Genomic DNA, 25788 nt, shown 5'->3' on the forward strand with positions numbered 1-25788 from the left:
GAACTCCTCGCACCTGACTGGCAGATGGCGTGATCCCCCTGCCCGAATCGGTGATACCCGGCCTGTTTGCGCCGTACGCCGGGTGGCGACAACACAGATGAGGGGAAGAAAGTTGACGCCCCGTCGCCACACGCACGAACGGGAAGCCGATCGGCACAGCCCGGAAGGCACGGGGAGCCATGGCACTCGCGCAGCCCGAATCCGGGGGGCTGCTACCCCAGCGGGTCGTACCGCTGCGCGGAGCGCTCGCCACCACCGCCTGCATGGAGACCTTCCAAGTGGGCTATCTGCACGCGGTCGCGGCCGCCGCGGGATGTTCTCTCGCGCAGCCGTTTCCGGACAACGGCATCGACTGGCACGTGAGCCACAGCGCTCCCGGGCACACGGTCGACGACGAAGTCACCATCAAGGTCCAGCTCAAGTGCACGTACCAGATTCCGCCGAACCCGCCCGGGGCCGCGTTCTCCTTCACCCTCGACAACGACCACCTGGTGAAACTGGCCCGCAGCCCCGTCGCGGTGCACAAGATCCTGGTCGTGATGCTCGTGCCCAGGACCCGGGACGAGTGGCTGCGGGCCGGCCACGACGGGCTCGACCTGCGGCACTGCTGCTACTGGATCAACCTGGCAGGCCACCCGGTGACGGGCAGGCGCAGGACCACCGTGCGCATTCCGACCTCGCGGATATTCGACGACCGGGCGCTCTGCGAGATCATGTCCCGGGTCGGGGTGGGAGGGAGACCCTGATGCACCGGCCGATCGACGAACCACCCGTCAATCCGGCGCTTCCGTCCGACGCGCGTGCGCGCGCGGCGGACGGCGCTCCGGACCCCTGGCACGACGCCGGCGGCCCTCCCGATCCCTCGCGCGTCGACCCGCGCGTCCTCGGCGCGCTCCTCGACCGGCACGGCTGGCGCCGGCGCGGAGGCGCCGCCGGGCGCTACACCCGCTGGACACCGCCCGGGCCCGCCGCAGGCGGCCCGAGTCTGCTCGTGCCCGAGAACAGTGCCTTTCCGGACTGCGAGGACCTGGTCGGCGAGGCCCTCACCGCGCTCGCCCGCAGCGCCGCGCCCTCCGCCCGTGACGTCCTGGTCGGACTGACCGTCCCCAGTGACGAGATCCGCTGGTGGCGCGACGTGCCGCAGGGGCCCTCCGGAGAGATCCCCTGGGTGGTGCAGGAGCAGCTCAGGTCGGCGGCCAGGCAACTGCTCCTGGCCGGCGCGCTGGCCGCCCGCGCACGCGCCGGGTACTACGGAGCGCGCCACCGGCGACAGGCCCAGGCCTCGCTCGACGGCGTCCTGGTCGGCTCCGCGGCCGGCGGGCGCGGCCTCACCGCGTTCGTGCCGGTCGACCCGGGCCGGGCGGTCACGACCCGGCTCTACCACGCGCTGTACGCGGTCCGGGAGGCCGCGGACTACCAGCGGGCGACCGGTGGCATGGAGGCCTTCGACGCCGCCGTCGAGGCGGGCGCGAGTCGTGAGCTGACGGAGGCCGTCGTCGTCCTGGTGCGCGGCGCCGAAGGGGCCAGGATCGCCCTGGAGTGGGCCCCTGCCGCCGGTGTGCCCGAGGGGTGCGCGGCGCGGCCCGAGCCGGTCGAGTTCTCCCCCGGGGACCTGCCCGCGCTGCGCGAGGCCGGGGCCCGCTACCTGACGGGCGAGCCGTCCGTGCCGGTCCGGATCACCGGCGCGGTGGTGCGGATGCGCAGGGCCGGGCCGCGCGGCCAGGGAACCGTACGGCTGAGGGTGCTCGGCGGCGCGGAGGTGGCGCACGTGCGGGTGGCGCTCGACGAGGAGTCGTACCGCACGGCCGGCCACGCCCATCTGGTCGGACTGCCCATCCGCGTCGTCGGGCGGCTGGAGAGCCGGGGCGGCTTCCGGCGGCTCACCGACGCGTCGGGAGTCGTGCCGGTACAGGTGGACGAGGCGGAGCGGGACCGGCTGATGAAGTCGCTCCAGGAGAACCTGGACTTCTTCGAGGAGGCGTGCGGGCCCGGCGACTGACCGCCCCCGGGCGGGCCGGGGAAACCGTTTCGCGAGCGCCCCCGGCGGCTCGGTAACATGACGTATTGCGTACGCACTACGTTATGCGGCGCTTCCCTTCAGTCAGGAGAGACCGGTGTCAGACGTCCGTGTGATCATCCATCGCGATTCCGAGCGGGAAGAGCGCGTGGTGACGACGGGGACTACGGCGGCCGAGCTCTTCGCCGGTGAGCGCTCCATCGTCGCCGCGCGTGTCGCGGGCGAGCTGAAGGACCTCGCGTACGAGGTGAAGGACGGCGAGGAGGTCGAGCCGGTCGAGATCTCCTCCGAGGACGGCCTCAACATCCTGCGCCACTCCACCGCGCACGTCATGGCCCAGGCCGTGCAGGAGCTCTTCCCCGAGGCCAAGCTCGGCATCGGCCCGCCGGTCAAGGACGGCTTCTACTACGACTTCGACGTCGAGAAGCCGTTCACGCCCGAGGATCTCAAGGCCATCGAGAAGAAGATGCAGGAGATCCAGAAGCGCGGCCAGCGCTTCTCGCGCCGGGTGGTGACCGACGAGGCCGCCCGCGAGGAGCTCGCGGACGAGCCGTACAAGCTGGAGCTCATCGGCATCAAGGGCTCCGCGTCGACCGACGACGGCGCGAACGTCGAGGTGGGCGGCGGTGAGCTGACCATCTACGACAACCTGGACGCCAAGACCGGTGACCTGTGCTGGAAGGACCTCTGCCGCGGTCCGCACCTGCCCACCACCCGTAACATCCCGGCGTTCAAGCTCATGCGCAACGCCGCCGCGTACTGGCGGGGCAGCGAGAAGAACCCGATGCTCCAGCGCATCTACGGCACCGCGTGGCCGTCGAAGGACGAGCTCAAGGCGCACCTGGACTTCCTCGCCGAGGCCGAGAAGCGCGACCACCGCAAGCTCGGCAACGAGCTGGACCTCTTCTCCTTCCCCGACGAGGTCGGCTCCGGCCTCGCGGTCTTCCACCCCAAGGGCGGCATCATCCGCCGGGTCATGGAGGACTACTCGCGCCGCCGCCACGAGGAGCACGGCTACGAGTTCGTGTACTCGCCGCACGCCACCAAGGGCAAGCTGTTCGAGAAGTCGGGCCACCTGGACTGGTACGCCGAGGGCATGTACCCCCCCATGCAGCTCGACGAGGGCGTGGACTACTACCTCAAGCCCATGAACTGCCCGATGCACAACCTGATCTTCGACGCTCGTGGCCGCTCGTACCGTGAACTGCCGCTGCGCCTCTTCGAGTTCGGCACCGTGTACCGGTACGAGAAGTCCGGCGTCGTGCACGGCCTGACCCGGGCCCGCGGCTTCACCCAGGACGACGCGCACATCTACTGCACCAAGGAGCAGATGGCGGACGAGCTCGACAAGACGCTCACCTTCGTCCTCGACCTCCTGCGCGACTACGGTCTGACCGACTTCTATCTGGAGCTGTCCACCAAGGACCCGGAGAAGTTCGTCGGCTCGGACGAGATCTGGGAGGAGGCCACCGCGGTCCTCCAGCAGGTGGCCGAGAAGCAGGGCCTCCCGCTGACCCCCGACCCGGGCGGCGCGGCCTTCTACGGCCCGAAGATCTCGGTGCAGGCGCGGGACGCCATCGGCCGCACCTGGCAGATGTCGACGGTCCAGCTGGACTTCAACCTGCCCGAGCGCTTCAACCTGGAGTACACCGGCCCCGACGGCACCAAGCAGCGCCCGGTCATGATCCACCGTGCCCTGTTCGGCTCCATCGAGCGGTTCTTCGCGGTGCTCCTCGAGCACTACGCGGGTGCCTTCCCGGCGTGGCTGGCCCCGGTCCAGGCGCTCGGCATCCCGATCGGCGACGCGCACGTCGAGTACCTCCAGGGCTTCGCCGCCAAGGCGAAGGCCCAGGGGCTCCGGGTCGACGTCGACGCGTCCTCCGACCGGATGCAGAAGAAGATCCGCAACGCGCAGAAGCAGAAGGTCCCGTTCATGATCATCGCGGGTGACGAGGACATGGCCGCCGGTGCGGTGTCCTTCCGCTACCGCGACGGTTCGCAGGAGAACGGCGTCCCGGTCGACGAGGCGATCGCCAAGATCGCCAAGATCGTCGAGGACCGCGTCCAGGTCTGATCCGCCGACGCCTCACGAGGCCCCCGGGGAGTCCCCCGGGGGCCTCCGCTCGTCCTCACGGGTGAACGTCTGCAGCAGCCATGACGAGAACGAGCCGGTCACCGTGCCCAGCAGCGCCAGACCGCACCCCATCAGACCCACCGCGACCACCCGGCCGAGCGGCGTCACCGGGGCCACGTCCCCGTACCCCACCGTCGTGAGTGTCGAGCAGGTCCACCACACCGCGTCCCCGAAGGTACGGATGGTGGCGCCCGGCGCCGCGTGCTCCACGTGGTAGACGCTGAGCGCCCCGGCGAAGCCGAGCAGGGTCACCGACACCCCCGCGTACACGATCACGCGCGCGTGCAGGCTCAGGCGCGGCCGGTCCTGGTGGCGCTGGACCCTCTCGTACAGCCTGACCATCCGCACCGGCCGCAGCAGCGGCAGGACGAGCACCACGGTGTCCAGCCAGTGCCGGTGGACGAACCCCGGGCCCTCGCCGCTGAGCCGCAGCCGCACCGCGTAGTCCACCGCGAAGACCCCCCAGGCGCCGAGCGTGACCGCCAGGCACACGTTCCGCCACCCCTCGGGGAGTCCGTGGGCCAGCACCCGGACCGCGTACCCGGCGAGGAACAGCAGCGACGCCACGGCCAAGGGGAGCTCGCTGCGGCGCTCCCAGCGCTCCTGAGGGGTCCCACGGCTGTCGGTCATCACGTCAGCATCGCCGGACGCCTTGATCGACCGCCCCGGCGACACGCTCCGAACGGGCGAAGCAATATGCTGCACAGCATGACGATTGAGCCGGAGCAGCAGATCGGAGTGGGGACGCAGGACGCGTTCCAGCGCCTCTGGACGCCCCATCGGATGGCGTACATCCAGGGCGAGAACAAGCCCACCGGGCCAGGGGCCGACGACGGCTGTCCGTTCTGCACCATCCCGGCGATGTCGGACGAGGACGGGCTGGTCATCGCCCGCGGCGAGAAGGTGTACGCCGTACTGAACCTCTACCCGTACAACGGCGGCCACCTGATGGTGGTGCCCTTCCGCCATGTCGCCGACTACACGGAGCTGGACGACGCGGAGACGGTGGAGCTCGCCGCGTTCACCAAGTACGCGATGACGGCGCTGCGGACGGCCTCCGGAGCGCACGGATTCAACATCGGCATGAACCAGGGCGGCGTGGCCGGCGCCGGTATCGCCGCCCACCTGCACCAGCACGTCGTGCCCCGCTGGGGCGGCGACACCAACTTCATGCCGGTCGTCGGCCACACCAAGGTGCTTCCGCAACTGCTCGCGGACACCCGCAAGATGCTCGCCGACGCCTGGCCGGCCGCCTAGGTCGTGTCCGGGCGCTCCGCGCGACCCGGGCTCCGCGCGGCTCAGGCGTCGTAGGAGTCGGCCTTCTTCGGCGTCGGGTCCTGGACGAACCCGCTCAGGACGAGGGAGCGGTTGCTGAAGCGCTCGGTGTCCACGCCGTGCTCCTCGAGCACCTTGATCGTCGCGGCGTGGACGGCCCGCATCACGGGCGTCGCCGCGCGGATCGCGTCGTCGGCCATGAAGCGGTGACGCCAGGGCTTGTCGGCCCAGGCGTGCCGCAGTCCGAAGGGCTCGGGCAGGACGAGCTTGCCGCCGAGGAAGTCCAGCACCGGCGGGAACCACGTGAGCGGGGCGCGGACCGCGAGACGGACGACCTCGTCCGTCGTGATGAGCGGCAGCGTTATCTCCTTGGTCTCCCAGAACCGGACCGTCTTGCTGATCTCCTTCGTGTTCGGCTTCGGCTTGGTGGTGAAGAGGGGATGCACCGGGCCGAGCGCGTGCCCCGTGACCTCGATACGGAGGGTGTGCAGCAGCGACGTCACCGTGATCATCATGGTGAGCACCAGCTGGCCGTCCCAGAGGGTGAACTGCACACCCAGGTAGTGGCGGTTGCCGCTGCCGAACTGCTGGTCGTTGCAGATGCGCTGTATCTCGTGCGGCTTGACCTGGAACGTGACGATGTTCTCGCCCTCGGGACGGGCGACCTCCGTGGCCCCCTCGCCCACGGGCGCCACGATCCAGTGCTTCACCACGGGCTTGGGGAAGCCGGTCTTGAGGGAGCCGCGCTCCAGCATCTTCAGCTGGTCGTGGATCGGCCGGATGACGTCCCAGCTGCGGAAGTCATGGATCTCCCGGCCCGCCTGCGGGACGAGCTCCTCGGCCAGGTGCCAGCTGCCCCAGCGGGTGCCCATGCCCAGTATTCCCTTGGGCCCCGCGTAGAAGACGACATTGGACTGCTGCTCCGCGGTGAGCTTCTCCAGGGACTGGCGCAGCTCCTCGGCGGCCGTCTGGTTCGGGTCCTGCGGGACGGCCTCGGGGATCTTCGCGCCGACGCCGCCACCGCTGAGCAGCGAGTCCCAGCGGGCACGCAGGTCCTGCGCGGTCGCTTCGCAGATCCGCTTGGCGAGCACCCAGCCGAGGACCGGGGCGACCATCATGGCGCGCAGGTATATCGAGAGCAGACCGCTGAAGGGCAGCTTGATCATGAAGATCACGGCGAGGATGCCGAAGCCCGCCAGCAGGATCGTCCCCAGGGCCCCGGCACGCCGGCCGGAGGCGCCGGCGATCATCCGGCGCAGCTGGAAGATGCCGAGCCACAGCAGCAGCCCGGGCAGGAAGAGCACGCCGAAGAAGAGCGTCACCAGGGTGAGCCGGGTGTCACGCTGCTTGCGGATCCCGGTGGCGGCCAGGCAGTGCTCGACGACCGGCTGCGGTTCGGTTCCGAAGGACTGGATGAGCGGCTTGCGGGCGCCGCCCAGCATCCGCACCTGCACAGCCCGGGAGAACGCCTCGCCCAGGTCCGGCCTGAAGAGGGCGAACTTACCCTTCTTGAGCGTGGACTCGTGCCACTCGTTGTTCGCCTTGAGTATCTCGTCGGCCGGGCCGTCGCGGTACGCGGCGGAGGCGAGCGCATGGGTCGCCGCCGTCTGCCCGTCCGAGCCCTGCAGGGGGATCTGCGCCCCGGGACCGAATCCGTCGAAACTCAACTGCGCCCCCATCGCCGCGTTGCCACGCGAGTACTCCGCTCTGCGGCCTGTTCCCCACCACCGCGCCCGGCACACCTTCTGAGCTGGGCACCCCAGCGTATCGGGGGAGCGGCGGGCGCGTCAGGTGGCAGGGAAAAGCGGGGCGCGCGCCCCCTCCCCGACCGGCCGAATACCGCCCACCCGCAAGCCCGTTGGGCGGGCGGTTTCCGGACGGCCCCTCAACTATGAGCCCTTCTCGGCCTGTTCGCGGATCTTGTCGGCCAGCTGGGGCGGCATGGGCTCGTGCCGGGCATACGAGCGGTCGAAGCGCCCGGTGCCGTGAGAGATGGACCGCAGGTCCACGGCGTAACGGCCGATCTCGATCTCCGGCACCTCCGCCCGGACGAGCGTGCGTCCCGGGCCCGCCTGTTCCGTGCCGACGACGCGACCGCGCCGCCCCGACAGATCGCTCATCACCGGACCGACATAGCTGTCCGGCACCAGTACCACCACCTCGACCACCGGCTCCAGCAGGCTGATCCGCGCCTCGGCGGCCGCCTCCCGCAGCGCCAGCGCGCCCGCCGTCTGGAAGGCGGCGTCGGACGAGTCCACCGAGTGCGCCTTGCCGTCCAGCAGCGTCACGCGCACGTCCACCAGCGGATATCCGGCCGCGACCCCACGGGCCGCCTGGGCCCGCACGCCCTTCTCCACGGACGGGATGAACTGCCGGGGCACCGCACCGCCCACCACCTTGTCGACGAACTCGAGCCCCGACCCGGGCGGCAGCGGATCCACCTGGATCTCGCAGATCGCGAACTGGCCGTGGCCGCCGGACTGCTTCACATGCCGGCCGCGGCCCGCCGAAGGTCCGGCGAACGTCTCCCGCAGCGACACCTTGTGCGGTACGGCGTCGACCTGGACTCCGTACCGGCTGCGAAGCCGCTCCAGCGTCACGTCCCTATGGGCCTCACCGAGGCACCAGAGCACCACCTGACGCGTGTCCTGGTTCTGCTCCAGACGCATCGTCGGGTCCTCGGCGACCAGCCGCGCGAGCCCCTGGGAGAGCTTGTCCTCGTCGGCCTTGCTGTGCGCCTGGATGGCGAGCGGCAGCAGCGGCTCCGGCATCGACCAGGGCTCCATCAGCAGCGGATCGTCCTTGGCGGAGAGCGTGTCGCCGGTCTCCGCGCGGCCCAGTTTGGCGACACAGGCGAGATCACCGGCGATGCACGCGTTCAGCCCGCGCTGCTGCTTGCCGAAGGGCACCGAAAGCGCGCCGACCCGCTCCTCGACGTCGTGGTCCTCATGGCCCCGGTCCTCCAGGCCGTGCCCGGAGACATGGACCGTCTCGTCGGGACGCAGGGTGCCGGAGAAGACCCGCACCAGCGAGATCCGCCCGACGTACGGGTCCGACGCCGTCTTGACCACCTCGGCCACCAGCGGACCGTCCGGGTCGCAGGTGATCGGCGGGCGCGGAGCGCCCTTCGGAGTGGTGACGGCGGGCGCCTGCCGCTCCAGTGGCGTGGGGAAACCACCCGTGATCAGTTCCAGGAGCTCGACCGTCCCCAGGCCCTGCTTTCCGCCGTCGGAGGCCGGCGCGGCCGCCAGGACGGGATGGAACGTGCCCCGGGCGACGGCCTTCTCCAGGTCGTCGACGAGGGTCTTCAGATCGATCTCCTCACCGCCGAGATAGCGGTCCATCAGGGACTCGTCCTCGCTCTCGGCGATGATCCCCTCGATGAGCCGGCTGCGTGCCTCCTGGATCAGGGACTCCTGGCCGGAGTCCGGCGCGCTCTCCGTCCGCGAACCGGACGAGTAGTCGAAGATCTTGCGTGTGAGCAGGCCGACGAGACCGGTGGCGGGCGCGTGACCGTCGGCCGCCTCCGCGCCGTGCACCGGCAGGTACAGCGGCAGCACGGCGTCGGGGTCGTCGCCGCCGAAGATCCGGCCGCAGACCGAGGTGAGCTCGTCGAAGCCGGTGCGCGCGGTGTCCAGATGGGTCACCACGATGGCGCGCGGCATCCCGACCGCCGCGCACTCCTCCCAGACCATGCGGGTGGCCCCCGCCACGGCGTCCGCCTCCTGGGCGGCCGAGACGACGAAAAGGGCCGCGTCCGCCGCACGCAGACCGGCCCTCAGCTCACCGACGAAGTCGGCGTATCCGGGAGTGTCCAAGAGGTTGATCTTGTACCCGCCCCATTCGACGGGGACCAGGGACAGCTGTACGGAGCGTTGCTGACGGTGCTCGATCTCGTCGTAGTCGGAGATCGTGCCGCCGTCCTCGACCCGGCCCGCCCGATTGACCGCTCCCGCCGTCAGCGCGAGGGCCTCGACCAGAGTCGTCTTTCCCGAACCGCTGTGGCCGACCAGCACCACGTTCCGTACCGCCGAGGGCCGGTCGGCCGCTGTGGCCCTGCCGGCGGCCCCGGGGTGTGCGTGCGCCTTTTCGCCCATGATTCTTGCCCTCCGATGTCCCGATCCGATCACACGGTGAGGAGAGGAGTGGGGGCGCGGGCGAGGGGGAGCATCCGCGGCGGCTCCGACGATGCCCGCGGTCGTCCTTCGAGCTTCGCATTGCCGTCACGGTGCGTCCATACGTCGTACGTGACCCCGGCCATCCGCCGGACGCGACGCGACCGGCCGGGTGCCCGGCGCTGGAGCCCGGGCGTCCTGGCTACGATGGGCCAGCCGGAGGCCATTGGGGCCGCCCGGCCACCGACCCTCGGGAAGGCCATGCTGAACAAGTACGCGCGTGCGTTTTTTACGCGTGTCCTCACACCGTTCGCCGCGTTTCTGCTCCGACGAGGGGTCAGCCCGGACGCGGTCACGCTCATCGGTACGGCCGGGGTGATGGCGGGTGCGCTGGTCTTCTTCCCGCGGGGAGAGTTCTTCTGGGGCACGATCGTCATCACCCTCTTCGTCTTCTCGGACCTGGTCGACGGGAACATGGCCCGGCAGGCCGGGATCTCCAGCCGCTGGGGCGCGTTCCTGGACTCGACGCTCGACCGGGTCGCCGACGGGGCGGTCTTCGGCGGTTTCGCGCTCTGGTACGCCGGCACCGGCGATGACAACATTCTGTGTGCCGTGGCCATCTTCTGCCTGGCCAGCGGCCAGGTCGTCTCGTACACCAAGGCGCGCGGCGAATCGATTGGCCTGCCGGTCGCGGTCAACGGACTGGTGGAGCGCGCCGAGCGCCTGGTGATCTCGCTGGTCGCGGCCGGCCTCGCCGGACTCCACGGCTTCGGTGTGCCGGGCATCGACATCCTGCTGCCCATCGCCCTGTGGATCGTGGCCATCGGCAGCGCCGTCACCCTCGGACAGCGGGTCGTGACCGTGCGCCGGGAGTCGGCCGAGGCGGACGCCGCCTCCCGGGGAAGCGGGGCGACCTCGTGAGCGGAGTGAAGGACAGGCTGACCGACGCCCTGTACGGGCTCGGCTGGAGCGCCGTGAAGAAACTTCCCGAGCCCGTCGCGGCCGGACTCGGCAGGCGCATCGCCGACACGGCCTGGAAGCGGCGCGGCAAGAGCGTGCTGCGGCTGGAGTCCAACCTCGCGCGCGTGGTCCCCGACGCCACGCCCGAGCGGCTCGCCGAGCTGTCCAGGGCCGGAATGCGCTCGTACATGCGGTACTGGATGGAGTCCTTCCGGCTGCCGGCCTGGAGCGCGGAGCGAGTGTCCGCCGGCTTCGACGTGAAGGACGTCCACTACCTGAAGGACGGCCTCGCGTCCGGCCGCGGCGTCGTCCTCGCGCTGCCCCACCTGGCCAACTGGGACCTCGCGGGAGTCTGGGTCACCCGCTCCCTCGGCGTGCCGTTCACGACCGTCGCCGAGCGGCTCAAGCCCGAGACGCTGTACGACCGGTTCGTGGCCTACCGGGAATCCCTGGGCATGGAGGTGCTGCCGCACACCGGAGGCGCCGCCTTCGGGACGCTGGCGCGCCGACTGCGCGCCGGTGGCCTGGTCTGCCTCGTCTCCGACCGGGATCTGTCCGCCTCGGGCGTCGAGGTGAAGTTCTTCGGCGACACCGTGCGCATGCCGGCGGGGCCGGCGCTGCTGGCCCAGCAGACGGGCGCGCTGCTGCTGCCCGTGACGCTCTGGTACGACGAGTCGGACGTCATGAAGGGGCGGGTTCACCCGCCGGTCGACGTACCCGAGACGGGTGGCCGGGCCGAGAAGACGGCCTCCATGACACAGGCGCTGGCCGACGCCTTCGCCACCGGAATCGCCGAACACCCGGAGGACTGGCACATGCTCCAGCGACTGTGGCTCGCGGACCTGGAGGAGCGGCGTCCGTGAAGATCGGCATCGTCTGCCCGTACTCCTGGGACGTGCCGGGCGGCGTCCAGTTCCACATCCGGGACCTCGCCGAGCATCTGATCGGGCTCGGCCACCAGGTCTCCGTCCTCGCCCCCGCGGACGACGAGACCCCGCTGCCGCCGTACGTCGTCTCGGCGGGCCGGGCCGTCCCCGTCCCGTACAACGGCTCGGTCGCCCGCCTCAACTTCGGCTTCCTCTCCGCCGCGCGGGTACGGCGCTGGCTCCACGACGGCACCTTCGACGTCATCCACATCCACGAGCCGACCTCCCCGTCGCTCGGGCTGCTCACCTGCTGGGCGGCGCAGGGTCCGATCGTCGCGACCTTCCACACCTCGAACCCGCGCTCGCGGGCGATGATCGCCGCGTACCCGATCCTCCAGCCCGCGCTGGAGAAGATCAGCGCGCGGATCGCGGTCAGCGAGTACGCGCGACGGACGCTGGTCGAGCACCTGGGCGGTGACGCGGTCGTCATCCCCAACGGCGTCGACGTCGACTTCTTCGCCGAGGCCGAGCCCAAGGCCGAGTGGCAGGGCGGCACGCTCGGCTTCATCGGCCGGATCGACGAACCGCGCAAGGGCCTGCCGGTCCTCATGCGCGCCCTTCCCAAGATCCTCGCCGAACGGCCCGACACCCGGCTCCTGGTGGCCGGCCGCGGCGACGAGGAGGAGGCGGTCGCCTCCCTCCCCAAGGAGATGCGCTCCCGCGTCGAGTTCCTCGGAATGATCAGCGACGAGGACAAGGCAAGGCTGCTGAGCAGCATCGATGTGTACGTGGCCCCGAACACCGGCGGCGAGAGCTTCGGCATCATCCTCGTCGAGGCCCTCTCGGCCGCCGCGCCGGTCCTCGCCAGCGACCTGGACGCCTTCGCGCAGGTCCTCGACCAGGGCGGCGCCGGCGAACTCTTCGCCAACGAGGACGCGGACGCCCTGGCCACGGCGGCGATCCGGCTCCTGGGCGACCCGGCGCGCCGCGAGGAACTGCGCGAGCGGGGCAGCGCGCACGTCCGGCGCTTCGACTGGTCGACGGTGGGCGCGGACATCCTGGCGGTGTACGAGACGGTGACGGACGGCGCGGCGTCGGTGGCGGAGGACGAACGCACCGGCTTGCGGGCGCCGTGGGGCGGACGCTGGAACGGAAGCCTGGCGCGGAAGGGGAACGGCGGGTAGCCCGGCGAGGTCCAAACGGGAGGCCCTCGGCGCGGGCCGCGGTCGCGCGCACGCGTGGGGCGTCCAACCGGCGGGCAGTGGCACCGCCACCAGGGCGGGCCGCGGCCGCGCGCACCCGTGGTGCGTGCACCCAACGGGGAGTGGCACCGCCATCCAGCAGGCCGCCCGGGCCGCTTTCACCTGCCCGGTAGGCCTGTGTGCCGTGGCCGGGAGGTCCGGACATCGGGCGCCGGAGACCCCCGGCCCCGCCGCCCCCGGCGCACCCGCGGATCTGCCCGGTAGCCTGTGCGCCCGTGACCGCAACTCTCATCTGGATCATCGTCGGCCTGTTCGCGATCGGCCTCTATCTGAGCTGGACCGCCGGACGGCTCGACCGGCTCCACGCCCGGATCGACGCGGCCCGCGCGGCGCTCGACGCCCAGCTCGTACGCCGCGCCTCGGTCACCCAGGAACTGGCCACCTCCGGTGTCCTCGACCCGGCGGCCTCCATCGTGCTCTACCAGGCCGCGCACGCCGCCCGCCAGGCCGAGGAGGACCACCGGGAAGTGGCCGAGAGCGAGCTCAGCCAGGCGTTGCGCGCCGTCTTCGGGGAGCCGGAGCAGGTGGAGGTCGTACGGGAGGCCCCGGGCGGCGAGGAGGCGGCGGGCGAGCTCGCGGCCGCCGTACGCCGCGTCCCCATGGCCCGCCGCTTCCACAACGACGCCGTCCGCGCGGCCCGCGCGCTGCGCCGTCACCGCAAGGTCCGCTGGTTCCGGCTGGCCGGCCACGCCCCCTTCCCGCTGGCCTTCGAGATGGACGACGAACCCCCCACCGCCCTGGCGGACCGCCCCGGAACATGACCTTGAAACCCCTGAACCACCCGGTAATCGAAGCCGACCCTCACCCCTGACCTCGGAAAACGAGCCACCGGCTCGCTATTGGCCCTTGCAGTGGACTGGTCCTGGCCTGTTTCCTCACTGGTGTCGTAAAACCCCCGTTCTCACGAGTGAGGTCGTCCCGTGTCCAGCACGCTTCCCACCACCCCCCAGACCCCCGAGACCGGCACCGCCCGCGTGAAGCGCGGCATGGCCGAGCAGCTCAAGGGCGGCGTGATCATGGACGTGGTCAACGCCGAGCAGGCGAAGATCGCCGAGGACGCCGGCGCCGTGGCGGTCATGGCCCTCGAGCGGGTCCCGGCCGACATCCGCAAGGACGGCGGCGTGGCCCGCATGTCCGACCCGAACATGATCGAAGAGATCATCGAGGCCGTCTCCATCCCGGTCATGGCCAAGTCCCGCATCGGCCACTTCGTCGAGGCCCAGGTCCTGCAGTCCCTCGGCGTCGACTACATCGACGAGTCCGAGGTCCTCACCCCGGCCGACGAGGTCAACCACTCCGACAAGTGGGCCTTCACGACCCCCTTCGTCTGTGGCGCCACCAACCTGGGCGAGGCCCTGCGCCGCATCGCCGAGGGCGCGGCCATGATCCGTTCCAAGGGCGAGGCCGGTACCGGCAACGTCGTCGAGGCCGTCCGCCACCTGCGCCAGATCAAGAACGAGATCGCCCGCCTGCGCGGCTACGACAACAACGAGCTCTTCGCCGCCGCCAAGGAACTGCGCGCGCCGTACGAGCTCGTCAAGGAGGTCGCCGAGCTCGGCAAGCTCCCCGTGGTGCTGTTCTCCGCCGGTGGCGTCGCCACCCCCGCGGACGCCGCGCTGATGCGCCAGCTCGGTGCCGAGGGTGTCTTCGTCGGCTCCGGCATCTTCAAGTCGGGCGACCCGGCCAAGCGCGCCGCCGCCATCGTGAAGGCCACCACCTTCTTCGACGACCCGAAGATCATCGCGGACGCGTCCCGCAACCTGGGCGAGGCCATGGTCGGCATCAACTGCGACACCCTCCCCGAGTCCGAGCGCTACGCCAACCGCGGCTGGTAACCCATGAACACCCCCGTCATTGGCGTCCTGGCCCTTCAGGGCGACGTACGGGAGCATCTGATCGCCCTGGCCTCGGCTGACGCCGTGGCCAGGCCGGTCCGGCGCCCCGAGGAGCTCGCCGAGATCGACGGTCTGGTCATCCCCGGTGGCGAGTCCACCACGATGTCCAAGCTCGCGACGATCTTCGGCATGATGCAGCCGCTGCGCGAGCGCATCGCGGCGGGAATGCCCGTCTACGGCACCTGCGCCGGCCTGATCATGCTCGCCGACAAGATCCTCGACCCGCGCTCGGGCCAGGAGACGCTCGGCGGCATCGACATGATCGTCCGCCGCAACGCCTTCGGCCGGCAGAACGAGTCCTTCGAAGCGGCCGTCGCCGTCACCGGCGTCGAGGACGGCCCCGTCGAGGGCGTCTTCATCCGCGCCCCCTGGGTCGAATCGACCGGTGCGCAGGTCGAGGTCCTCGCCGAGCACGAGGGCCACGTCGTCGCCGTGCGGCAGGGCAACGCCCTGGCCACGTCCTTCCACCCCGAACTCACGGGTGACCACCGCATGCACGCCCTGTTCGTCGACATGGTGCGCGCGGCGGTCTGAGCGGATCCCGGTAGGATCTCTCGGGTTCGTTCAGAAATTGGTTACGCGAAGGAGACAGGCAGATGTCCGGCCACTCTAAATGGGCTACGACGAAGCACAAGAAGGCCGTGATCGACGCCAAGCGCGGCAAGCTCTTCGCGAAGCTGATCAAGAACATCGAGGTGGCGGCGCGCACCGGTGGCGCCGACATCGACGGTAACCCGACCCTCTTCGACGCCATCCAGAAGGCGAAGAAGAGCTCTGTCCCCAACAAGAACATCGACTCCGCGGTCAAGCGCGGCGGCGGTCTCGAGGCGGGCGGCGTCGACTACGAGACCATCATGTACGAGGGCTACGGGCCGAACGGTGTCGCGGTGCTCATCGAGTGCCTCACCGACAACCGCAACCGCGCCGCCTCCGACGTGCGCGTCGCCATGACCCGCAACGGCGGCTCGATGGCGGACCCGGGCTCCGTCTCGTACCTCTTCAACCGCAAGGGCGTCGTCATCGTCCCCAAGGGCGAGCTGACCGAGGACGACGTCCTCGGCGCCGTCCTCGACGCGGGCGCCGAGGAGGTCAACGACCTCGGTGAGTCCTTCGAGGTGATGAGCGAGGCCACCGACCTGGTCGCGGTCCGCACCGCGCTCCAGGAGGCGGGCATCGACTACGACTCCGCCGAGGCCAACTTCGTCCCGACCATGCAGGTCGAGCTCGACGAAGAGGGCGCGCGCAAGATCTTCAAGCTGATCGACGCGCTCGAGGACAGCGACGACGTGCAGAACGTCTTCGCCAACTTCGACGTCTCGGACGAGGTCATGGAGAAGGTCGACGCCTGAACCGGCTGACAGTGGACGGGCCGACGGGACACACCCCCGTCGGCCCGTCGCTTTGTCGGTGCCGCCGATTGTCAGAGCCACCGGTTAGCCTGCACGAACAGGGGGCACCTCCCAGCGGTAGCTGGGGGAGAACGAAGGAGGGGCGGGGTGCGCGTACTCGGGGTGGATCCGGGGCTGACCCGGTGCGGTGTCGGCGTGGTCGAGGGCGTAGCGGGCCGCCCGCTGACGATGCTCGGCGTCGGTGTCGTACGGACCCCTGCCGACGCCGAGTTGGGCCACCGACTGGTCGCGATCGAGCAGGGCATCGAGCAGTGGCTCGACGAACACCGGCCCGAATTCGTCGCCGTGGAGCGGGTGTTCAGCCAGCACAACGTGCGGACGGTCATGGGCACAGCCCAGGCCAGCGCCGTCGCCATGCTCTGCGCCTCGCGCCGCGGCATTCCGGTCGCCCTGCACACCCCCAGCGAGGTCAAGGCCGCCGTCACCGGTAGCGGACGGGCCGACAAGGCGCAGGTCGGCGCGATGGTGACCCGGCTGCTGCGGCTCGACTCCCCGCCCAAGCCGGCCGACGCGGCGGACGCCCTCGCCCTCGCCATCTGTCACATCTGGCGGGCTCCCGCGCAGAACCGTCTCCAGCGGGCCGTCGCCGCGCACCAGACGGCGACGCACCAGGCGGCCGTGCGGCAGACCTCGGCGCGACCGGCCTCCGTGCCTCACGCGTCGACCCAACCCGCATCGACCCCCCACGCGTCAACGCCCCATGCATCGAAAGGCCGTTCCGCATGATCGCCTTTGTGAGCGGCCCCGTCGCCGCACTCGCCCCGACGACGGCCGTGATCGAGGTCGGCGGCATCGGCATGGCCGTCCAGTGCACCCCGAACACCCTCTCCACCCTGAGGATCGGTCAGGACGCCAGGCTCGCCACCTCGCTGGTCGTCAGGGAGGACTCGCTGACGCTGTACGGCTTCGCCGACGACGACGAGCGCCAGATCTTCGAACTGCTCCAGACCGCGAGCGGCGTCGGCCCCCGGCTCGCCCAGGCCATGCTCGCCGTGCACACCCCGGACGCGCTGCGGATCGCGGTCGCCTCCGGTGACGAGAAGGCGCTCACCGCCGTCCCCGGCATCGGCAAGAAGGGGGCGCAGAAGCTCCTCCTCGAACTGAAGGACCGTCTCGGCGAGCCGATCGGCGCGCACATCGGCAGGCAGGGCACCTCCGCGGCCGGTCCCGCGCCCTGGCGCGATCAGCTGAGCGCCGCGCTGATCGGGCTCGGATACGCGGCCCGGGAGGCCGACGAAGCGGTGACCGCCGTCGCCCCCCAGGCCGAGGCCGCCGTCGCCGAGGGCGGCACCCCGCAGATCGGCGGGCTCCTCAAGGCCGCCCTCCAGACCCTGAACCGCACGAGGTGATCCGGCTGTGAACTGGGACGACACCACACCGGGCCCCGAAGAGTCCCTGGACGGCCGCCTGGTCGAGGCGGTGGCCGACGGCGAGGACCAGGCCGTCGAGGCGGCCCTGCGCCCCAAGTCGCTCGGCGAGTTCGTCGGCCAGGAGCGGGTGCGCGAGCAGCTCGACCTCGTCCTCAAGGCGGCCCTCGCCCGGGGGGCCACCGCCGACCACGTCCTGCTGTCCGGCGCCCCCGGCCTCGGCAAGACCACCCTGTCCATGATCATCGCGGCGGAGATGAACGCCCCGATCCGGATCACCTCGGGTCCGGCCATCCAGCACGCCGGCGACCTCGCCGCGATCCTCTCCTCCCTCCAGGAGGGGGAGGTGCTGTTCCTCGACGAGATCCACCGGATGTCGCGTCCCGCCGAGGAGATGCTGTACATGGCGATGGAGGACTTCCGCGTCGACGTCATCGTCGGCAAGGGCCCCGGCGCCACCGCCATCCCCCTGGAGCTGCCGCCCTTCACCCTGGTGGGCGCCACCACCCGGGCCGGACTGCTGCCGCCGCCGCTGCGCGACCGCTTCGGCTTCACCGGCCACATGGAGTTCTACGAGCCCACCGAGCTGGAGCGCGTCATCCACCGCTCGGCCGGCCTGCTCGACGTCGAGATCGACACCGCCGGAGCCGCCGAGATCGCCGGCCGCTCGCGCGGCACGCCCCGCATTGCGAACAGGCTGCTGCGCCGCGTCCGCGACTACGCCCAGGTCAAGGCCGACGGGGTCATCACCCGGGAGATTTCCGCCGCGGCCCTCGGGGTGTACGAGGTGGACAGCCGGGGCCTCGACCGTCTGGACCGGGCCGTCCTGCGGGCCCTGCTCAAGCTCTTCGGCGGCGGACCGGTCGGCCTGTCCACCCTTGCGGTGGCGGTGGGGGAGGAGCGCGAGACGGTCGAGGAGGTCGCCGAGCCCTTCCTGGTGCGCGAGGGCCTACTGGCGCGTACACCCCGTGGCCGGGTCGCCACCCCCGCGGCATGGGCCCACCTGGGTCTCGTACCCCCGCAAGGGGGGCCCGGCGGCGGCGCGGGGACACCGAAACAGGCCGGCCTGTTCGGGGCCTGAGGGCGAGGAGAGTCGTGGTTGGAGGAACCGCGGTGCCATGCTGGGCGTTGTTCCATCGATGCGGACTCGCTTAGACTCCGCCGATGCCGCCCTTCAAGGTCGGCGTGCCCACCCCCGAAGATCAGGCCGCGCTTCCTCGCGGTCGTGCGAAGGAAACCCCGTCCCGTGAACCTCGTGACTCTCCTCCCCTTCATCGTGCTCATCGGGGCCATGTTCCTGATGACCCGGTCCGCCAAGAAGAAGCAGCAGGCCGCCGCGCAGATGCGCAATGAGATGCAGCCCGGCACCGGCGTCCGCACCATCGGCGGCCTGTACGCCACGGTCAAGGAGGTCAACGACGACACCGTCCTCCTCGAGCTGGCCCCGGCCGTCCACGCGCTCTTCGCCAAGAACGCCATCGGCGCGGTCCTCGGCGACGACGAGTACCACCGCATCGTGCACGGCGAGGTGGCCTCCGCCGGCGACGACACCGTCGTGCCGGACGACGTCTCCTCCCTGACCGAGGACACTGTCGTCGAGACGGACGCGCCCGCCGACGCCGCCAAGCCGGACCTCACCAAGAAGGCCGACGCGGACGACGTGGATGTCGTGGACGTCGAGGGCGACAAGAAGGACGGCAAGACCGACGGCGAGACCGACGCCAAGTAGCCAGGACCGGGGACCGCGGGGACGCCTACCGGCGCCCGCGGTCCCCGGATCGTGTCTACCTCTGCGGGGGCAGGTCCCCACAACACTTCGTGGCCGTCCCGCGCACACCCGGCGCGGGACGGTTGGACAGGGAGAAACGACAAGGTGGCAGCACCGAAGAAGGGCCGCGGGCCGGCGGGGGGACAGGGCAGGCCGGGGCGTGCCCTGGCACTGATCCTGATCGCCATGGTCGCCCTCACCGGCGGAATGTTCTGGTCAGGTCATGTCACGCCGCGGCTGGGCATCGACCTGGCGGGCGGCACGACGATCACGCTCAAGGCCAAGGCGGAGCCCGGCAAGGAAGACGCCGTCAACGAGACCAACATGAACACCGCGGTCGGCATCATCGAGCGTCGTGTCAATGGTCTGGGCGTCACCGAGTCCGAGGTGCAGACCCAGGGCAAAGAGAACATCATCGTCAACATCCCCAAGGGGACGAATTCCAAGCAGGCCCGCGAGCAGGTCGGAACCACCGCTCAGCTGTACTTCCGTCCGGTCCTGACCTACGCGCCGAGCGAGCCCGCGCCCAAGCCGAAGCCGTCGACCAGTCCCAGCTCCAAGCCCTCCCCGGGGGCCTCCGTCTCCGACGGCAAGGACAAGAGCAAGGACGACAAGGGCAAGTCCTCCGGGACGCCCACGGCGAGCGCCACCACTCAGGGCCGCGCGGTCACCGAAGCCCTGAAGAAGGCGCCCACCCCGGGCGCCACCCCGTCCGGCAAGCCCAAGGTCTCCGAGACCCCCAAGGCCCCGGCGCCGGACCCCGCCACCGCCAAGCTGGAGCAGCGGTTCGCCGCGCTGAACTGCCTCGACCCGAAGCAGCGGCGGGCCGCGGCCCAGGGCGCGAAGCCCACGGACCAGATCATCGCCTGTGGCAAGAACGGCATCGGTCAGTGGGAGAAGTACATCCTCGGCACGGCCGAGGTGGACGGTAAGGACGTCGACGACGCCAAGGCCGCCATCGACCCGCGCAACGGTCAGTGGATCGTCCAGATGGAGTTCACTGACGGCGGCGCCAAGAAGTTCCAGAAGATCACCGGACGCCTGTCGCAGCAGCAGCCGCCGATGAACCAGTTCGCCATCGTTCTCGACGGCGAGGTCGTCTCGGCCCCGTCGGTGCGTACGACGCTCAGCGCGAACGCGGAGATCTCCGGCAGCTTCAACCAGCAGTCCGCCCAGGACCTCGGCAACATCCTGTCGTACGGCGCGCTGCCGCTCACCTTCGAGGAGCAGAGCGTCACCACGGTCACCGCCGCGCTCGGCGGTGAGCAGCTGAAGGCCGGTCTGATCGCCGGTGCGATCGGTCTCGCGCTGGTCGTCATCTACCTGGTGGTCTACTACCGCGGCCTCTCGCTGATCGCCCTGCTCAGCCTGCTCGCCTCGGCGATCCTGACGTACACGATCATGACGCTGCTCGGCCCGGCCATCGGGTTCGCGCTCAACCTGCCCGCGGTGTGTGGTGCGATCGTTGCGATCGGTATCACCGCGGACTCGTTCATCGTCTACTTCGAACGCATCCGCGACGAGATCCGCGAGGGACGCACGCTGCGCCCCGCCGTCGAGCGCGCCTGGCCGCGTGCCCGTCGCACGATCCTCGTCTCCGACTTCGTGTCGTTCCTCGCCGCGGCGGTGCTCTTCCTCGTCACCGTCGGCAAGGTGCAGGGCTTCGCCTTCACGCTGGGTCTGACCACCCTCCTCGACGTGGTCGTGGTGTTCCTCTTCACCAAGCCGGTGATGACGCTCCTGGCGCGTACGAAGTTCTTCGGGAGCGGTCACGCGTGGTCCGGTCTCGACCCGAAGCGGCTCGGCGCCAAGCCGCCGCTGCGTCGCTCCCGCCGTGTCTCCGCCCCCACCGACCCGAAGGAGGCGTGAGATGTCCAAGCTCGGCAATCTCGGCGCCCGTCTCTACCGCGGTGAGGTCGGTTACGACTTCATCGGCAAGCGCAAGATCTGGTACGGCGTCTCGATCCTGATCACCATCACGGCCATCCTGGGCCTCGCGGTCAGTGGCCTGAACATGGGCATCGAGTTCAAGGGCGGCGCGGTCTTCACGACCGATCAGAAGGCCAAGGTCTCGGTATCCCAGGCCCACGACGCCGCGGTCGAGGCCTCCGGACACGAGGCGATCGTCCAGGAACTGGGCAACGGCGGCCTGCGGATCCAGATCAGCGAGGTCGACACCGCCAAGTCCGACGAGATCAAGCAGCAGCTCTCCGAGGACCTCGGCGTCCCCGAGGCGAAGATCAACGCGGACCTGGTCGGCCCCAGCTGGGGCGAGCAGATCGCCAACAAGGCCTGGACCGGCCTCGGCGTCTTCATGGTCCTGGTGGTCGTCTACCTGGCCATCGCCTTCGAGTGGCGCATGGCCGTCGCGGCCCTGGTCGCGCTGATCCACGACATCACCATCACGGTCGGCATCTACGCCCTGGTCGGCTTCGAGGTCACCCCGGGCACCGTGATCGGTCTGCTGACCATCCTCGGTTACTCGCTCTACGACACGGTCGTGGTCTTCGACTCCCTCAAGGAGGGCACGAAGGACATCACCAAGCAGACCCGCTGGACGTACAGCGAGATCGCCAACCGTTCGATCAACGGCACCCTGGTCCGTTCGATCAACACCACCGTGGTCGCGCTGCTCCCGGTCGCCGGTCTGCTCTTCATCGGTGGCGGTGTCCTCGGCGCCGGCATGCTGAACGACATCTCGCTGTCGCTCTTCGTCGGCCTCGCCGCGGGTGCGTACTCCTCGATCTTCATCGCCACGCCGCTCGTCGCCGACCTCAAGGAGCGCGAGCCGCAGATGAAGGCGCTCAAGAAGCGCATCCTGGCCAAGCGCGCCGCTGCCGCAGCCAAGGGCGAGCCGCAGGACGGCACGGACGGCATGGACGGGTACGAGGACGACACGCCCGCGACCGCCGGCGCCGTCGTCGGCCCGCGCGGCCGCCGTGGCCGCCCGTCGGGCAAGCGCCGATGACCGAGTCCACGCGGGAGCTCCTGCTCAGCCGGATCAGGGACGTCGCCGACTATCCGAAGCCCGGTGTGCTGTTCAAGGACATCACGCCGCTGCTCGCGGACCCGGAGGCGTTCACGGCCCTGACCCATGAGCTCGCCGAGCTGTGCCTGACGCACGGCGCGACGAAGGTCGTCGGCCTGGAGGCGCGCGGCTTCATCCTGGCCGCGCCCGTCGCCGTCCGCTCCGGCCTGGGATTCATCCCCGTACGCAAGGCGGGCAAGCTCCCCGGAGCGACCCTCAGCCAGGCGTACGAGCTCGAGTACGGCACCGCCGAGATCGAGGTGCACGCCGAGGACCTGGCCGCGGGCGACCGCGTCATGGTCATCGACGACGTCCTCGCCACGGGCGGCACGGCCGAGGCCTCGCTGGAGCTCATCAGGCGGGCCGGCGCCGAGGTCGCGGGCGTCGCGGTCCTCATGGAGCTGGGCTTCCTGTCCGGCCGGGCCCGGCTGGAGCCGGCCCTGCGCGGCGCTCCGCTGGAGGCGCTGATCACGCTCTGAGGCCGTGTCCACGGATACGGCGGGGCACCCCGGGATCTCCCCGGGGTGCCCTTCCCGTTTTTCCGGAGATGTCCTGGTTGGATCTTGGGGATGCCACCGATCGAGGCATCCGGACCGAAGGACATCCATGACCCGCACACCTCTGACGTTTACCCGCGAGGCCGTACTCGCCGCGCTGCTCGCCGTCGCGGCGCTCACCACTAGCGCGGCCCCGGCCGGTGCCGCGCCCACCGCCGACACCTGCGTGGGCTGGAAGAACTCGGGGGGCGTCCCGCTGAAGTGGAGCACGGCCCGGGACGGCTGCGGCCACTTCGGCTCCCCCGGGATGCGGATGGGCTATTCCTGGAAGGCCTTCAAGGGCAGCGCCTGCGTCAAGGTCAAGGGATTCGACAGCCGGGGCAGGAAGGCGTGGTTCGACGCGGGCTGCGGCAAGGGCGCGTCGATCAAGGTGCCGTGGGGCAACGTCGCCGCCGAGAAGGAGATCATGATCAAGGGGGCTTCGCTGATCCGATGGGCATAGCCGAGAGCCCCGCCAGGGCGTGTGGAGGGGCCTCGGTGCCGCCTCCACGTGTCCTTGGCAACAGCCCGTGAGCAGCGGGGCGCGCGGGTCGATACCATGGGATGTCCGGGCCTGACCGGGGGACCCGGATCCGCCCGAGGAGCGCTCTTGCCAGACGAGGCCCAGCCACTCTCCGCCGCGAACCACGACCAGCAGGCCGAGAAGGCCGCGGCGGGTCCCGCCGCGCCCCAGAACAAGCCCGCGGAGCACGAGCCGAAGCCCGCGGTGCCCGAGCGCGCGCAGAGCCCGGCACCGGCGCCCCTCTCCGCCCCCAAGCCCGTGCCCGCCTCCGCCGCCCGCACCGGCGGCGGCTCCTCCAACCGGGTCCGCGCCCGCCTCGCCCGCCTCGGCGTGCAGCGCTCCTCGCCGTACAACCCGGTCCTCGAACCGCTGCTGCGGATCGTCCGCAGCAACGACCCCAAGATCGAGACGGCCACGCTCCGCCAGATCGAGCGGGCCTACCAGGTCGCCGAGCGCTGGCACCGCGGCCAGAAGCGCAAGAGCGGCGACCCGTACATCACGCACCCGCTCGCCGTCACCACCATCCTCGCCGAGCTGGGCATGGACCCGGCGACGCTGATGGCCGGCCTGCTGCACGACACCGTCGAGGACACCGAGTACGGCCTGGACACCCTGCGCCGCGACTTCGGCGACCAGGTCGCACTGCTCGTCGACGGCGTCACCAAGCTGGACAAGGTCAAGTTCGGCGAGGCCGCGCAGGCCGAGACCGTGCGCAAGATGGTCGTCGCCATGGCCAAGGACCCCCGCGTCCTGGTCATCAAGCTCGCCGACCGGCTGCACAACATGCGCACCATGCGCTACCTCAAGCGGGAGAAGCAGGAGAAGAAGGCCCGCGAGACCCTCGAGATCTACGCGCCCCTGGCCCACCGCCTGGGCATGAACACCATCAAGTGGGAGCTGGAGGACCTCGCCTTCGCGATCCTCTACCCCAAGATGTACGACGAGATCGTCCGGCTCGTCGCCGAGCGGGCGCCCAAGCGCGACGAGTACCTCGCCATAGTGACCGACGAGGTCCAGTCCGATCTGCGCTCCGCCCGGATCAAGGCCACGGTCACCGGCCGCCCCAAGCACTACTACAGCGTCTATCAGAAGATGATCGTCCGCGGCCGTGACTTCGCGGAGATCTACGATCTGGTCGGCATCCGTGTCCTCGTCGACACGGTCCGCGACTGCTACGCCGCCCTCGGCACCGTGCACGCGCGATGGAACCCGGTCCCCGGCCGGTTCAAGGACTACATCGCGATGCCGAAGTTCAACATGTACCAGTCGCTGCACACGACCGTGATAGGGCCCAACGGCAAGCCCGTCGAGCTTCAGATCCGTACCTTCGACATGCACCGCCGTGCCGAGTACGGCATCGCCGCGCACTGGAAGTACAAGCAGGAGGCCGTCGCCGGCGCCTCCAAGGTGCGCACCGACGTACCGCGGAAGACCGGCAAGGACGACCACCTCAACGACATGGCGTGGCTGCGCCAGCTGCTGGACTGGCAGAAGGAGACCGAGGACCCCTCGGAGTTCCTCGAGTCGCTGCGCTTCGACCTCTCGCGCAACGAGGTCTTCGTCTTCACCCCCAAGGGCGATGTCATAGCGCTGCCCGCCGGGGCGACGCCGGTCGACTTCTCCTACGCCGTCCACACCGAGGTCGGCCACCGGACCATAGGGGCGCGGGTCAACGGGCGGCTCGTTCCGCTCGAATCGACCCTCGACAACGGCGACTTGGTGGAGGTCTTCACTTCCAAGGCGGCCGGCGCGGGCCCGTCCCGCGACTGGCTCGGCTTCGTCAAGTCGCCCCGGGCGCGCAACAAGATCCGCGCCTGGTTCTCCAAGGAGCGCCGCGACGAGGCGATCGAGCAGGGCAAGGACGCCATCGCGCGTGCCATGCGCAAGCAGAACCTGCCGATCCAGCGGATCCTCACCGGTGACTCGCTCGTCACCCTCGCCCACGAGATGCGCTACCCCGACATCTCCTCGCTCTACGCGGCGATCGGCGAGGGCCATGTCGCGGCCCAGGGCGTCGTCCAGAAGCTGGTCCAGGCGCTCGGCGGCGAAGAGGCCGCCAACGAGGACCTCGTCGAGACCACCCCGCCGTCCCGCGGCCGCTCCAAGCGACGTGCCAACGCCGACCCCGGCGTGGTCGTCAAGGGCGTCGAGGACGTCTGGGTGAAGCTCGCCCGCTGCTGTACGCCGGTGCCCGGCGACCCGATCATCGGTTTCGTCACACGCGGCAGCGGCGTATCCGTGCACCGCGCTGACTGCGTCAACGTGGACTCGCTCTCGCAGCAGCCCGAGCGGATGCTGGACGTCGAGTGGGCGCCCACCCAGTCCTCTGTCTTCCTGGTCGCCATCCAGGTCGAGGCGCTGGACCGCTCCCGGCTCCTCTCGGACGTCACGCGCGTCCTGTCGGACCAGCACGTCAACATCCTGTCCGCCGCCGTACAGACGTCCCGCGACCGGGTGGCGACCTCCCGCTTCACCTTCGAGATGGGCGACCCCAAGCACCTCGGGCACGTCCTGAAGGCGGTACGCGGCGTGGAGGGCGTCTATGACGTGTACCGGGTGACCTCGGCGCGCAGGCCGTAACGGAGCACAGGAAGAGGCCCCCGGTACGCATACGTACCGGGGGCCTCCTTCTC

The 25788-nt window shown here is 70.5% G+C and carries 23 protein-coding genes; 20 read left to right on the forward strand and 3 right to left on the reverse strand.

Annotation, left to right across the window (positions count from 1 at the left end; all coding sequences use genetic code 11):
- The first annotated feature begins 179 nt into the window (after positions 1–179).
- The 3 genes from ACZ5VC_RS28295 (at position 180) to thrS (ending at position 4091) form a co-directional block, all read left to right on the forward strand.
- Positions 180–746 (forward strand): DUF4365 domain-containing protein, encoded by a 567-nt coding sequence (locus ACZ5VC_RS28295; RefSeq protein WP_469122818.1) that lies wholly within the window; start codon positions 180–182, stop codon positions 744–746.
- Positions 746–1999, forward strand: a complete 1254-nt coding sequence (locus ACZ5VC_RS28300) for a hypothetical protein (RefSeq protein ID WP_469122819.1) — start codon at positions 746–748, stop codon at positions 1997–1999. Before ACZ5VC_RS28295 ends, ACZ5VC_RS28300 begins: the two co-directional genes overlap by 1 nt.
- Before the next feature lie 115 nt (positions 2000–2114).
- Complete coding sequence (gene thrS / locus ACZ5VC_RS28305) at positions 2115–4091, forward strand: threonine--tRNA ligase (protein WP_469122820.1); 1977 nt, start codon at positions 2115–2117, stop codon at positions 4089–4091.
- Positions 4092–4103: 12 nt separating this feature from the next.
- On the opposite strand, the gene ACZ5VC_RS28310 is transcribed toward thrS, so the two are convergent.
- A complete protein-coding gene (locus ACZ5VC_RS28310) occupies positions 4104–4781 on the reverse strand; it encodes a potassium channel family protein (protein ID WP_469122821.1) in 678 nt (225 codons plus the stop codon).
- Between the two features lie 66 nt (positions 4782–4847).
- Between ACZ5VC_RS28310 and ACZ5VC_RS28315 the strand changes: the two genes are divergently transcribed.
- Positions 4848–5408, forward strand: coding sequence for an HIT family protein (locus ACZ5VC_RS28315; RefSeq protein WP_469122822.1), 561 nt, complete (start codon positions 4848–4850; stop codon positions 5406–5408).
- 41 nt (positions 5409–5449) lie between these two features.
- Here ACZ5VC_RS28315 and ACZ5VC_RS28320 read toward each other — a convergent pair whose 3' ends face one another.
- Both ACZ5VC_RS28320 and ACZ5VC_RS28325 read right to left on the reverse strand, forming a co-directional pair.
- A complete protein-coding gene (locus ACZ5VC_RS28320; protein ID WP_469122823.1) occupies positions 5450–7105 on the reverse strand; it encodes a hypothetical protein in 1656 nt (551 codons plus the stop codon).
- Positions 7106–7315: 210 nt separating this feature from the next.
- Positions 7316–9523 (reverse strand): elongation factor G-like protein EF-G2, encoded by a 2208-nt coding sequence (locus ACZ5VC_RS28325; protein ID WP_469122824.1) that lies wholly within the window; start codon positions 9521–9523, stop codon positions 7316–7318.
- 225 nt (positions 9524–9748) lie between these two features.
- Here ACZ5VC_RS28325 and pgsA point away from each other — a divergent pair, with 225 nt between their 5' ends.
- The 16 genes from pgsA to ACZ5VC_RS28405 all read left to right on the forward strand — a co-directional run bounded on the left by pgsA (position 9749) and on the right by ACZ5VC_RS28405 (position 25735).
- Complete coding sequence (gene pgsA, locus ACZ5VC_RS28330; RefSeq protein WP_469122825.1) at positions 9749–10462, forward strand: phosphatidylinositol phosphate synthase; 714 nt, start codon at positions 9749–9751, stop codon at positions 10460–10462.
- Positions 10459–11364: a phosphatidylinositol mannoside acyltransferase gene (locus ACZ5VC_RS28335; protein WP_469122826.1), complete on the forward strand. Its 906-nt coding sequence runs from the start codon at positions 10459–10461 to the stop codon at positions 11362–11364. Before pgsA ends, ACZ5VC_RS28335 begins: the two co-directional genes overlap by 4 nt.
- The gene (locus ACZ5VC_RS28340; RefSeq protein WP_469122827.1) at positions 11361–12551 is read left to right on the forward strand and encodes a glycosyltransferase family 4 protein; all 1191 of its coding nucleotides are present in this window, start codon (positions 11361–11363) and stop codon (positions 12549–12551) included. The genes ACZ5VC_RS28335 and ACZ5VC_RS28340 overlap by 4 nt, the downstream gene beginning before the upstream one ends.
- A gap of 293 nt (positions 12552–12844) precedes the next feature.
- On the forward strand, positions 12845–13390 hold the full coding sequence (locus tag ACZ5VC_RS28345) for a LemA family protein (protein ID WP_468709299.1): 546 nt from the start codon (positions 12845–12847) through the stop codon (positions 13388–13390).
- A 159-nt stretch (positions 13391–13549) separates the two neighbouring features.
- Positions 13550–14464 carry a pyridoxal 5'-phosphate synthase lyase subunit PdxS gene (gene pdxS / locus ACZ5VC_RS28350; protein ID WP_468709298.1) on the forward strand — a complete coding sequence of 305 codons (915 nt, stop codon included), beginning with the start codon at positions 13550–13552 and terminating at the stop codon, positions 14462–14464.
- Between the two features lie 3 nt (positions 14465–14467).
- Entirely contained in the window at positions 14468–15058 is a 591-nt protein-coding gene (pdxT, locus tag ACZ5VC_RS28355; RefSeq protein ID WP_469122828.1) for a pyridoxal 5'-phosphate synthase glutaminase subunit PdxT, read from the forward strand.
- Between the two features lie 62 nt (positions 15059–15120).
- Complete coding sequence (locus ACZ5VC_RS28360; protein WP_468709292.1) at positions 15121–15873, forward strand: YebC/PmpR family DNA-binding transcriptional regulator; 753 nt, start codon at positions 15121–15123, stop codon at positions 15871–15873.
- A 147-nt stretch (positions 15874–16020) separates the two neighbouring features.
- The gene (ruvC, locus tag ACZ5VC_RS28365; protein WP_469122829.1) at positions 16021–16659 is read left to right on the forward strand and encodes a crossover junction endodeoxyribonuclease RuvC; all 639 of its coding nucleotides are present in this window, start codon (positions 16021–16023) and stop codon (positions 16657–16659) included.
- Positions 16656–17282, forward strand: coding sequence for a Holliday junction branch migration protein RuvA (gene ruvA, locus ACZ5VC_RS28370; RefSeq protein WP_469122830.1), 627 nt, complete (start codon positions 16656–16658; stop codon positions 17280–17282). The genes ruvC and ruvA overlap by 4 nt, the downstream gene beginning before the upstream one ends.
- 7 nt (positions 17283–17289) lie before the next feature.
- Entirely contained in the window at positions 17290–18381 is a 1092-nt protein-coding gene (ruvB, locus tag ACZ5VC_RS28375) for a Holliday junction branch migration DNA helicase RuvB (RefSeq protein WP_469122831.1), read from the forward strand.
- A 165-nt stretch (positions 18382–18546) separates the two neighbouring features.
- Positions 18547–19029 carry a preprotein translocase subunit YajC gene (gene yajC / locus ACZ5VC_RS28380; protein WP_469122832.1) on the forward strand — a complete coding sequence of 161 codons (483 nt, stop codon included), beginning with the start codon at positions 18547–18549 and terminating at the stop codon, positions 19027–19029.
- 144 nt (positions 19030–19173) lie between these two features.
- Positions 19174–20937: a protein translocase subunit SecD gene (gene secD, locus ACZ5VC_RS28385; protein ID WP_469122833.1), complete on the forward strand. Its 1764-nt coding sequence runs from the start codon at positions 19174–19176 to the stop codon at positions 20935–20937.
- Between the two features lies 1 nt (position 20938).
- Positions 20939–22036, forward strand: coding sequence for a protein translocase subunit SecF (secF, locus tag ACZ5VC_RS28390; protein WP_469122834.1), 1098 nt, complete (start codon positions 20939–20941; stop codon positions 22034–22036).
- Positions 22033–22575 (forward strand): adenine phosphoribosyltransferase, encoded by a 543-nt coding sequence (locus ACZ5VC_RS28395; RefSeq protein ID WP_469122835.1) that lies wholly within the window; start codon positions 22033–22035, stop codon positions 22573–22575. Before secF ends, ACZ5VC_RS28395 begins: the two co-directional genes overlap by 4 nt.
- Before the next feature lie 127 nt (positions 22576–22702).
- On the forward strand, positions 22703–23095 hold the full coding sequence (locus ACZ5VC_RS28400; RefSeq protein WP_469122836.1) for a hypothetical protein: 393 nt from the start codon (positions 22703–22705) through the stop codon (positions 23093–23095).
- A 147-nt stretch (positions 23096–23242) separates the two neighbouring features.
- A complete protein-coding gene (locus tag ACZ5VC_RS28405) occupies positions 23243–25735 on the forward strand; it encodes a RelA/SpoT family protein (protein WP_469122837.1) in 2493 nt (830 codons plus the stop codon).
- The last annotated feature ends 53 nt before the right edge of the window (positions 25736–25788 follow it).

This window comes from Streptomyces sp. NPDC033174 (genome assembly GCF_055577795.1).